The sequence below is a fragment of the Dyadobacter linearis genome (assembly GCF_907165045.1).
GTDB lineage: Bacteria > Bacteroidota > Bacteroidia > Cytophagales > Spirosomataceae > Dyadobacter > Dyadobacter linearis.
Map to the genome: position 1 here is coordinate 532,462 of NZ_CAJRAU010000004.1, position 10,575 is coordinate 543,036.

Annotated in this window: 8 protein-coding genes and 1 tRNA gene; 5 read left to right on the plus strand and 4 right to left on the minus strand. The window is 44.1% G+C overall.

Annotated elements, in window-relative coordinates:
• Window positions 1-41: 41 nt before the first annotated feature.
• Window positions 42-1,808 carry a signal peptide peptidase SppA gene (gene sppA / locus KOD92_RS16935; RefSeq protein WP_215234758.1) on the minus strand — a complete coding sequence of 589 codons (1,767 nt, stop codon included), beginning with the start codon at window positions 1,806-1,808 and terminating at the stop codon, window positions 42-44.
• Between the two features lie 196 nt (window positions 1,809-2,004).
• On the opposite strand from sppA, the gene KOD92_RS16940 reads away from it, so the two are divergent.
• Window positions 2,005-2,511: a SixA phosphatase family protein gene (locus tag KOD92_RS16940; protein ID WP_215234759.1), complete on the plus strand. Its 507-nt coding sequence runs from the start codon at window positions 2,005-2,007 to the stop codon at window positions 2,509-2,511.
• Between the two features lies 1 nt (window position 2,512).
• The gene (locus KOD92_RS16945; protein WP_215234760.1) at window positions 2,513-2,716 is read left to right on the plus strand and encodes a hypothetical protein; all 204 of its coding nucleotides are present in this window, start codon (window positions 2,513-2,515) and stop codon (window positions 2,714-2,716) included.
• A 6-nt stretch (window positions 2,717-2,722) separates the two neighbouring features.
• On the opposite strand, the gene xerD is transcribed toward KOD92_RS16945, so the two are convergent.
• Window positions 2,723-3,619: a site-specific tyrosine recombinase XerD gene (gene xerD, locus KOD92_RS16950; RefSeq protein ID WP_215234790.1), complete on the minus strand. Its 897-nt coding sequence runs from the start codon at window positions 3,617-3,619 to the stop codon at window positions 2,723-2,725.
• Window positions 3,620-3,651: 32 nt separating this feature from the next.
• Here xerD and aroQ point away from each other — a divergent pair, with 32 nt between their 5' ends.
• The gene (gene aroQ / locus KOD92_RS16955) at window positions 3,652-4,071 is read left to right on the plus strand and encodes a type II 3-dehydroquinate dehydratase (RefSeq protein WP_215234761.1); all 420 of its coding nucleotides are present in this window, start codon (window positions 3,652-3,654) and stop codon (window positions 4,069-4,071) included.
• A 58-nt stretch (window positions 4,072-4,129) separates the two neighbouring features.
• Here aroQ and KOD92_RS16960 read toward each other — a convergent pair whose 3' ends face one another.
• Both KOD92_RS16960 and KOD92_RS27555 read right to left on the minus strand, forming a co-directional pair.
• Window positions 4,130-6,619 carry a M14 family zinc carboxypeptidase gene (locus tag KOD92_RS16960; protein WP_215234762.1) on the minus strand — a complete coding sequence of 830 codons (2,490 nt, stop codon included), beginning with the start codon at window positions 6,617-6,619 and terminating at the stop codon, window positions 4,130-4,132.
• A gap of 134 nt (window positions 6,620-6,753) precedes the next feature.
• Window positions 6,754-6,882, minus strand: coding sequence for a hypothetical protein (locus KOD92_RS27555; protein ID WP_255567390.1), 129 nt, complete (start codon window positions 6,880-6,882; stop codon window positions 6,754-6,756).
• Between KOD92_RS27555 and KOD92_RS16965 the strand changes: the two genes are divergently transcribed.
• Window positions 6,876-6,947 (plus strand) — tRNA-Glu (locus KOD92_RS16965). The two genes, KOD92_RS27555 and KOD92_RS16965, sit on opposite strands and share 7 nt — an antisense overlap.
• Before the next feature lie 468 nt (window positions 6,948-7,415).
• Window positions 7,416-10,412 (plus strand): T9SS type A sorting domain-containing protein, encoded by a 2,997-nt coding sequence (locus tag KOD92_RS16970; RefSeq protein WP_229254713.1) that lies wholly within the window; start codon window positions 7,416-7,418, stop codon window positions 10,410-10,412.
• Window positions 10,413-10,575 lie beyond the last annotated feature (163 nt).

Sequence of the window (10,575 nt, forward strand, 5' to 3'; positions counted from 1 at the left end):
CCGATCAGAAGGGATTTTTTATATCATAACTTATTTAGCGCTTATTTGATCACAAGCTCGAAAGGCATTCTTGCCTGGGTTCCGCCCATATTCATCAGCTTTTTGTACATCTTCACGTAAGGAGCCAATTCACCGAGATTTTTGGCAGTCACCTTTTCTTCTTCATCGCCCATCATCTTCTCAAAAAATTCATCAAAAGGCTTTTTCTTTTCAGGATAGTAACGCACCCGGTAATCGCCTTCTTTCAGTTTCGCGGCTTTTGCAGCTAGTTTGACTGCATCGTCAACTCCGCCTAAAACATCGATAAGCCCGTTTTCCTTCGCTTCTACGCCCGACCAAACCCGGCCCTGCGCAAGACTTTTCAATTTTTCAATCGACATTTTTCTGCCTTCCGCCGCTTTCCTGGTGAAGGTTTCGTAGCCTTCATTTACGCTTCTCTGGATCATTGACTTTTCAAATTCGGTCATTTCGCGCGTCGCTGTTGGCCAGTCGGCGTGTGGACTTGTACCCACACCGTCGAATGTAATACCCAGCTTGTTGTTCATGAAATCGGTTACATTGAAAACGAGTCCGAAAATCCCGATAGAGCCTGTAATCGTGTTGGGTTGCGCAACGATCGTATCGCAGCCCATTGCGAGATAATAGCCTCCTGAGGCGGCTACGTCGGACATTGATGCGATTACGGGCTTCTTTTTCGCGGTCAGTTTAATCTCCCTCCACATGACGTCCGAAGCCAATGCACTTCCGCCCGGAGAATTAATGCGGATCACAACAGCCTTGATCTTATCGTTTTCCCTTATTTCTTTCAGTTCTTTTACAAATTTCTCGGAACCAATACTTTCGTCGCCGCCTTTACCGGAGGTAATCTCACCTTCGGCCACCAATACACCGATCCGTTTGTTGAAATCACCTTCGTCTCCTTTTGAAGGACCTTTTAAGTATTTGTTTACCCCAACAAAAGAGATATCCTTTTTCTCTTCCACTTTCAGCTCTTTCTTGATATAAGAATCAAGTTCATCCTGGTAGCCCAGATTGGTGATGAATTTATATTGTAATGCTGATTTTGGATTTTCAATCGCCAGGGAGTCGGCCAGATTCTTCAACTGTCCAACCGAAATGCCACGGGAGGCAGAGATGTTTTTCAGGAAATTATCATTGATCGCGGTGATAAGTTCGATCGACTGCTTTTTGCTCGCCTCGCTCATATCCTGGCGGGAAAACATTTCAATGGCGCTTTTAAATTCTCCTACCCTGAAAACCAGCGGTTTAATTTCCAGTTTGTCAAATGTTCCCTTGAAGAAACTATATTCGGCAGACAAACCATTCCATTCAATACCGCCCACCGGGTTAAGGTATATTTTATCTGAAACCGATGCCAGATAGTAGCCTTTTTCCGAGTAAGATTCGCCGTAAGTGACGATGAATTTCTTTGATTTCTTAAATTCATTCAGCTGCTTTCTGATCTCTTCCAAAGTAGCCCAGCCAGCCTGTGGATTTTCTGTTTTAAGATAAATACCCTTGATCTTGTCGTCAGACTGTGCACTTTTTAAAGCCGCGATAATGTCTTTCAAGCCCACTACATCTTCATTCCCGCTAAACATCCCGCCGAAATCAGAGAAGGGATTTTCAACGCCTACTTCTGCAATAGGCTGATTCAGATCGAGTTTGAGGACGGATTTTTCGTTGATCGTCACTTCATCATCAGAAGAGAACATCGAACCAATTCCGACTAAAATGAAGAAAGAGAGGAAGAGAAACAAGATGATGCCGACAAAAGTAGCGAGCACATATTTGAGGAATTGCAACATTTTATATTAACGATATAAAGTTTTCTTTTAAAGCTACGTAATGAACAAAATTACGGATTAAATGTCCCGCATTCCCGGAGAAATATTGTCAAATGGTGAATCGCGCCTTTAAATGGTTTAGAAATACTACATTTTTTAGCGGCGGGCTTCACGTTTAAGATTGGCGGATTCTGTATTTTTGAAAAAAAACGGTGTAATGAAAAAAATGCTCATTCTGGTGCGGCATGCGACCGCGGAAGACCAAAGTTTCAGGGTCAAAGATTTTGACAGAAATCTTAACAATAGAGGTCTTGCGGAATCAGAGGTGATGGGCAAATGGCTTGCCGAAGCAAATGTAAAGCCGGATATTTTCATTTCCAGCCCCGCTGCCCGCGCTTTCAAAACGGCAGAAATTTTTGCGAAACAGCTCGGGGTAAATTCGGCGTCTATTAATTCCAAACCAGAGATTTACGACGGCGGGCCGAGAGCATATTTAAGCGCGATCAATTCGGTTTCGGAGGATTTTTCAAACCTTATTCTGTTTGGCCATAATCCTGATATCACTTATTTTGCCGAATATCTTTCCGGTGGTAATATTGGATCAATGAAAAAAGGCGGCGTGGCATTTATTGAATTTGAAAATCAGAAATGGGAAGAAATATCTGCTAAAACGGGAAACTTGGTGCTTTATAAAACGCCGAAGCAGATAGGAGGAGTAGAATAAAATGGAAAAACCAAATAAGAACAGGCGCATATTCGTCATCGTTTTCATTCTTTTCGTGTCGCTGTTTGCGTACATATCTTACGATATGTCGAGCCGCACGACGGCTCCCTGGAACAAGCCGAAACAGCTCAACCGCGCATTGCCCGGTGCCTCGCCCGATTCAGATTCTCTGAAACTGGATTCGCTGCTTAAAGAAGTAGAATAGCGTTTTTCAGGCGCGTGGGTGAAATTCGGTGATGATCTGTTTGAGATAGTCCCTGTCCAAATGGGTATAAATCTCTGTCGTGGTGATCGACTCGTGACCCAGCATTTCCTGAACTGCACGCAAACTAGCGCCGCCCTCAATCAAATGCGTCGCAAAGGAATGCCTGAAAGTATGCGGGCTAACGGTTTTAGTGATCCCCGCCTTTTCTGCAATATCCTTAATCATAATAAAGATCATCACGCGCGATAATTGTCCGCCGCGTCGATTCAGGAAAACAATATCCTCGCTATCCTTCGCTGGCGCAATTTCTTTCCGTACGTGATCGAGATACAGCTGCGTGTATTTAATCGCTTCTTTCCCAATCGGAACCAACCTTACTTTGTCCCCTTTTCCCAAAATCCTCAAAAAGCCAATATCGAAGTAGCAGTGGGTTAATAATAAGCCAGTTAGCTCCGAAACGCGAAGCCCCGAGCTGTATAATACTTCAATGATCGCCCGGTTCCGCGTTCCTTCGGGTGTTGAATGGTCAATAGCACCGAGCATCGATTCTATTTCTTCGTACGAAAGTACGTCAGGCAGTTTTCTGGGTAGGCGGGGCGATTCGAGCAGTTCTGTCGGATCTTCTGAAATTTCGTTTTCGAGCAATAAATATTTAAAAAAAGCTTTGATGCCCGAAAGCATGCGCGCCTGGGAATGCGCGGCGAGTCCCAATTCGGCCAGGTATCTCAGAAATGCAGTCAGGTGAACTTCTTCAATGCGGGCCGGCGGCAGGTCGATTTTGGCAAGTGTCAAAAACTCTTCCAGCTTCTCCACATCGCGCACGTAAGCATCGACGGAATTGCCGGATAGTGAGCGTTCGAGGCGCAGATAGTTTTTAAAATGTTTAATGTAGCTTTGCCACATAGCAAGGAAGAAAATAAAATCTGCACGAATCAATGAAAAAGATATTGATCCTGAATGGTCCTAATTTAAATCTTTTGGGCAAGCGCGAGCCAACTGTTTATGGTAACCAGTCATTTGAGGATTACTTAGAAACTTTGAAAAACACCTTTTCTGATACAGAGATCCACTATTTTCAATCCAATCACGAAGGTGCGTTAATTGATAAAATTCACGAAGTCGGTTTTACATTCGATGGTATTATTATCAACGCCGGCGGACTAACTCACACTTCCATCGCCCTGGCCGACGCACTTTCAGCGGTTACAACACCAGCCGTAGAAGTACACATTTCAAACATCCACGCCCGCGAATCTTTCCGTCACCACAGTTACCTCACTTCGCGCTGCAAGGGGATGATCTGCGGACTGGGGTTGAAGGGTTATGAACTTGCGGTTAGGTATTTTAATGATTGAATGATTGAATGACTGAATGATTGAATGTATTTTTATTCAGTCATTCAATCATTCAAAATTACCTAAACACCGCATTCGCAAACAGTATCTTCCCCTGATAAAGCATTGCGCGGAAAATGGGATCGTCCATCATGTAAATGACCTGGCCGCGGCCCATTTCCTGGGTGCCGAGAATGAGTGTATTTTTTAACTTTCCAGCCATTTTATTTCCTACAAAACCGGCTTTGTAGCTTGTTTCAGTCAGGTAACCGACATTCCAACCGTCTCTCAGGTATTCTCGCTCATACGCGTCCCTAACCAGTGTGACGTATTCCTTACCACAACCGAACGAAAGCGGGTGTGTTTCGTCCATTGTGAGCTGAAACATGCTGCCAGGTGATGAATCGCTTGCGTCTTCGCGTTCCTGGTCGCCATATTTTTTAAAGAAGTCGGCATCCTTCTTTTTCTCTGAATACTTTTTGGTCAGGTTAAAGCCGGGTTTATTTAAAAATGCATCCGTCGCGCTTTCCATCGCGATTAGTTTACCGCCGGCTTTAATCCAATTCTGCAATGCTTCCAGCTGCTTTTCCCCGATTATATCTCCATATTTCCCGTCCGGCAATATCAGTACGTCAATTTCACTCCACGGCAAGGAAAGCAGTTTGGTAGCATTTACGATCGTAACCGGATATTTGATCTGCTGCTCGAAATAATGCCAGACAGCCCCGAAAGATGTAGGAGAAATGCCCTCGCCGCTCACTGCAACCACTTTGGGCGCGTTAATCGAAGGAACGTGATCATCGCCAAAGTCTGCGCCGGAAGTGACCATACCCGTTTTTACAGGAGTAAGTTTTACAAAATGCTTTTCTGCGATCGCAGTTACCTGCTTATCGAAATCGGCTCGCTCATTTCCTTTTTTAGTGATGATAAGCGTGCCGGAATTGAAAGAAATTTTGTCTATTTCGAATGGGATATTTGAAGTTTTAACTAAGAAGCCATTTTTCAAAAGCTCAGATAAAAACACGGCGTCTTCCACTTCCGACCATCGTGCTATATAAGCATACACAGGATAATTCGGAACTGTATTTCGAATAGTCTCAGTCTTGTAAGTTGAAGGTACCAGCTTCTCTTTCAGTCCATAAGCCTTTAAACCAAAAATATAGGAAAGACCCCAGCTCGTCACATCGTAAGTCACCGAATCTTCCAGAACAGGCTTTGGTTCAAACAGGATCCTCAGCAGGTTGGACTTGGGTTGATAGGCGCTGATCACCAAATCGCTGCTTTCGATCTTGACCGATTCCTCTGTGATTCCAGTCATTTCCGTGCCCTTCGCATTGATCGCTTTTCCGGCAGTACCGTACAAAATTCCCTGCTTATCAAGCCAGCTTCCAAACGACCTGATCCGCTCTTCCTGACCCTTTGTTTTGATCACATAACTTTTAAAATTACCTGCCGGAGCCTTCGCAGCATTGTCGTGATATTTAATGAATTCGGAAACAATCTTCTCTTTTTGAGACAGAACTGCCTCTAATGTCGCCAAACTGGTCGCGTAATGGTGCGAAATGCGGCTTTTGAGGGTAAGTGTGTCATGCTCTTCTTTGCGCTCGATTCCGAGACCCGCACGACCGCCGCCGCCCTGTTCATAAGTGACGCCCACAGCTCCGTTTACAGTTGGCCACGTGTCGCCGTAACTTGGGTAAAAGAGGTCGTAATTGTATTTGGTGAAATATGCCCAATTGTTTTTATCAAAATACTTTCTGCAATACTCTCCGATAATATCATTGAACTGACGCTGCCAGGCGGTAAAATCTTTGTGAAACGGCTTGGCCGCAGGAGGGAAGTAGTAACTTCTTGAACTCCCCATTTCATGGAAATCGGCATGGAAATGTGGCATCCATTGGTTGTACAATACAATCCGCTCCTGGGTTTCTTTTTGCGTTTGCCACGCCCAGTCGCGGTTGAGGTCAAACAGATAGTGGTTGAACCTGCCGCCTGGCCAGGGCTCATCGTGCTCCAATGCAAATGGCGTCACATCGGGAACTGCATTTTGTACCCTGTTATACCACTGCGTATATCGCTCATATCCGTCCGGATTGATGCAGGGATCGATCATGATCACCATATTTTTCAGGAAATCTTGTGTGAGCGTATTTTGCTTGTTGAGTAGCTCATACAAAACCTGCATACTCGTGTTGGCCGAAACGGACTCATTTCCGTGCACATTATAGCTCAGCCAAACGATCGGAGGCACGCTCGCATCCGGTTTACCCTCCATCAGACCGATGCTCTTCAGGTGATTCTGCCGAATGGATTCCAGCTTGCCCATATTATCAGGCGAAGAAATGAATGCGATCATCAGCGGACGGCCTTCATTGCTGGATCCATATTGGATTAGCTTCACACGATCCTGATTCTGGGATTGGAGCAAGGTGAAATATTGGAGTATCTGACTATGAAAGGCGAATTTGGAGCCGAGAGGAAATCCTAAGTGTTGTTCAGGCGTTGTATTTTGAGCAAAAATGGGATTCAGAGAAAGGAGTAGCAGAAAAAAGCGGATAATTTTTAGCATAAGCAGTAAATAAGTGAAGAATGCTCAACCCAAATTTAGAAAGTTACCCGAATTTAATGTTATCGCCACAGCGCAGAAAAAAAACTTTCACTTTGAAGCATCTGAGAATGAATGGATAAGAAAATAAGTCAATTTTATTTCGCTTCCACAGTTGCAATTTCAAAATCGACCGTGCATCTTTGCACCACGTTTTCGGAAAAGGGAAGCGCAAAAGTGAAAGAAAGTGTGAAATAACGCGCGAAGTAGGAGACCAGTCGGCCCATTCGTCTAGCGGTTAGGACACGACCCTTTCACGGTTGAAACAGGGGTTCGATTCCCCTATGGGTCACAAACCGTGCAAAAAGGCACTTTCAATCATTACAAAAACCGTCCTGTCTCAGGGCGGTTTTTTTGTTTATACTCTCTCCTAAGCCTCTTCGATGCTATCAAATAATTTCGATAATAAAATTCGATAACTCGCTTCAAATCAGATGCAAAATAGGCTCCCGCTCTTCACTTAGTCGGGCTAGTTTAGCATCGGATTTTCCTCTGGAAGACCTCTTTTTCATTCTTAATTTACCTTTTAAAAAGTGTACAATACCAATAAATAAGGATTTGCCGCTGCATTCGCTGGTTTTTCCCTATTTCCAAACTTGGCTCGTTACAAATGTGCGAAAACGTTTACAGGACAATTTTATTCTATCCTTGAAGGAAATATTTATATAGGTTTGTAGTATATTTGATTCACGTGATAGAATAAATTGACGAATAACCATAAACAAATGCACATTTTAATGCTCACTAATTTTTACTATCTATGAATTTTCTACTAAAACTTGTATTCGCAGCGGGGCTCGTCAGCCCGGTTGTGGCGGCTTCGAATGATGACAGTAGAGTTTCGCCTTTGGGCACCGAAAATGTAATCAGAAATCCTTATGCGGCGGCCGACGAGCCATTTACAATCGCAACCGACTCTACTAAAAGAGTGGCAGCGACCAATGCTGTGGTATTGTGCGGTGGAGTGAAGTGGACACACGGAGAATTTTTGGGACGAACAAATGACGGTCGGCCAGTTAATACCCATGTAGTTGAAAATCGGGTGTACCTGAACTGGGACGGTACGATAGCCAATAATGTGGATATTATTTACAATCTACAAGGCACTAAGTTTCCGCACAATTCTACGAATGAGCCTATTATAAAGGGGTGTCTCAACATGCCCGATCCAAGCACCGCTTCGGTGAATTTGCTGGGACGTTCGGGGGATAAGATCACTTGTAACGGCCATGTGATGGACAATGGGGATTTGCTCGGTGTTTTTGTAGATAATGGCGCATCTACTTATCAATACACAAAGTATGTAGATGGCAAACTGTACGTGATGATTAAGCAAGGCATTAATGATGAGCGTACAACGAACTACAATTATAGTCTGATGCCAGAGACTATTGAAAAGAGACATGGCAGCTACATGGATTCAAAATGGGATGGTAAATTCACATTGCAAATGTTGAATAGCTGTTACTGGCCTGGCAACTCTAAAACTGGAACTATCATTTCGGATAACTCCTGCGAATCGGGGCCGACGGTTTCAGGGATCACCAATATCACACAAACTGCATTACGCTTTACATTTACAGGGACAAATATTGGTCGGGTAAAATGGCGGATTGAGTCGGGAGATACGGAATTACGCTCAGGTACTACCGGCGATCTGAATGGTGGAAAAACAGTTAATATTAATTTCAACTCACTAAGTCCCGGAAATTATTCGCTGGAAGTGGAAGGTGAAAGCTGCTCTTCATCAATTTCGCGTCGTGATTTTACAATTGGCGGGACTGTGACTCCGGACTGTGACTCGGGACCTGCTTTATCCGATATTTCAGACATCAGCCAGACCGGATTGCGTTTTGCATTTACCGGCAACGGAATTAGTACAGTAAAATGGAGAATTGAGACGGGCGATACAGAATTGCGTTCTGGTACTACCGGAGATCTTGGTGGAAGCAAAGCTGCTAACATTAACTTCAACTCTCTCAATCCAGGAAACTATTCACTCGAAATTGAGGGTAATAGCTGCAAGTCATCTATTTCAAGAAGAGATTTTAGAATCAATGAGCCTGTTGTAACAGATCCAAATTGTGACTCAGGGCCGGCATTATCTGGTATTACCAATATCACTCAAACCGCGCTGCGTTTCGCATTTACCGGCAACGGAATTAGTACTGTAAAATGGAGAATTGAGACGGGCGATACAGAATTGCGTTCCGGTACTACCGGAGATCTGGGTGGAAGTAAAGCTGCTACCATTAACTTCAATTCTCTTAGTCCTGGAAATTATTCACTTGAAGTTGAGGGTAATAACTGTAAATCATCTATCTCTCGTCGTGATTTCACAATTCAGGAACCAGTCGTAACTGATCCTAACTGTGACTCGGGACCTGCATTGTCTGGTATCACAAATATCACTCAAACCGCGCTGCGTTTCGCATTTACCGGCAACGGGATCAGTACTGTAAAATGGAGAATTGAGACGGGCGATACAGAATTGCGTTCAGGCACTACCGGTGATCTGAACGGAGCAAAAGCTGCCAACATTACCTTCAATTCGCTTAATCCAGGTAACTATTCACTTGAAATTGAAGGTAACAGTTGTAAATCATCCATTTCAAGAAGAGACTTTACGATTGCCGAACCGGTTGTGACTATACCTGACTGCCAGAATGGACCTTCGGTTTCTTCACTCAGCAGCATTACGCCGCAAAGCCTTACAGTGAATTTCGGCGGCGATAACCTGCGGACTTTCTCATGGCGGATTTTACAAGGCTCTTATGCAGTAGCTAGCGGCGAGACTGGAAAGCTGGGCGGAAATTCAGCTCCGGTGACGTTCAACTATTTGAAAAACGGGACCTATACTTTTGAAATGAAGGCATTGGATTGTAAGGCACCAGCCGTTGCGACCCGGAGTTTCAGTGTTTCAGCTACAGACACACGGACAGCCTGTAAAAAGGGCCCTACCATCCAGTCATTGATCAGTACCAGTGATTCCAAAGTAGAATTCCTTTTTGACGGGGAAGACGTTTTCGCGATCGATTGGAAAATCATGAACGATCAGAATAGGGCAGTTCGTCAGAATCGACTAGCTCCTCAGAATAATCACCCGGTTGTCGAATATAGCAAATTGCCAAATGGTGTTTATACAATGCAAATTGAAGGAGGCTTGTGTAAATCGACAGCAACTGCTGAGCGTTTCAGCATTGGTGTGCCGCTTCCTATTTACGTATCAAATTTCAAAGGTGATGTTGTTGAAAAAGGCGTGGAGCTTTCGTGGGAAGTAGTTGCGGAGCAGGATGGAAAAGAATTTGAAGTACTTCGCTACGACGACAAATTGAAAAATGAGGAAGTACTGGGAACAGTTTCTCTTACGGATCAGCGCACAGGCTGGTACAAGTTTGTGGATGAAAGTCCATTGCTGGGAATCAATTATTACCAGTTGAAGCAAATCGATGCGGACGGTACATTTACCAAAAGCAAGATCATCTCTGTAAATCCAGGCATTATCCTGGGTACTGTGGTAGCACCAAACCCTGCACAGGATTATGTTGACATCCAGTTCTCTTCGCGTTCAGCGGGCAACACGGAGGTTTTGATCTACAATGCAGCCGGTGTTGCAGTAGGTTCATCGCCGATCAAGATTTCAGAAGGTAAAAACGTACATCGCGTTAACGTGAAACGTTTGGTAAACGGAAGCTACTTTATGAAAATCCAACATGCGGGTGAGCTTTCAAGCTTGCGCTTTACTAAGATGGATTAATCTTAAGACTTGAATATTGAAAGAGCCGCTCAGCAATGCACTGCCCCCAAAAAGTTAGACACTTCTTGGGGGCATTTTTATGGTTAATTACAAAAAACACAGTTTGAATTTTAAGCTTAGGCTTGTTAAGGCTTATTTGAATGGCGGTAGTTATACGGGTTTG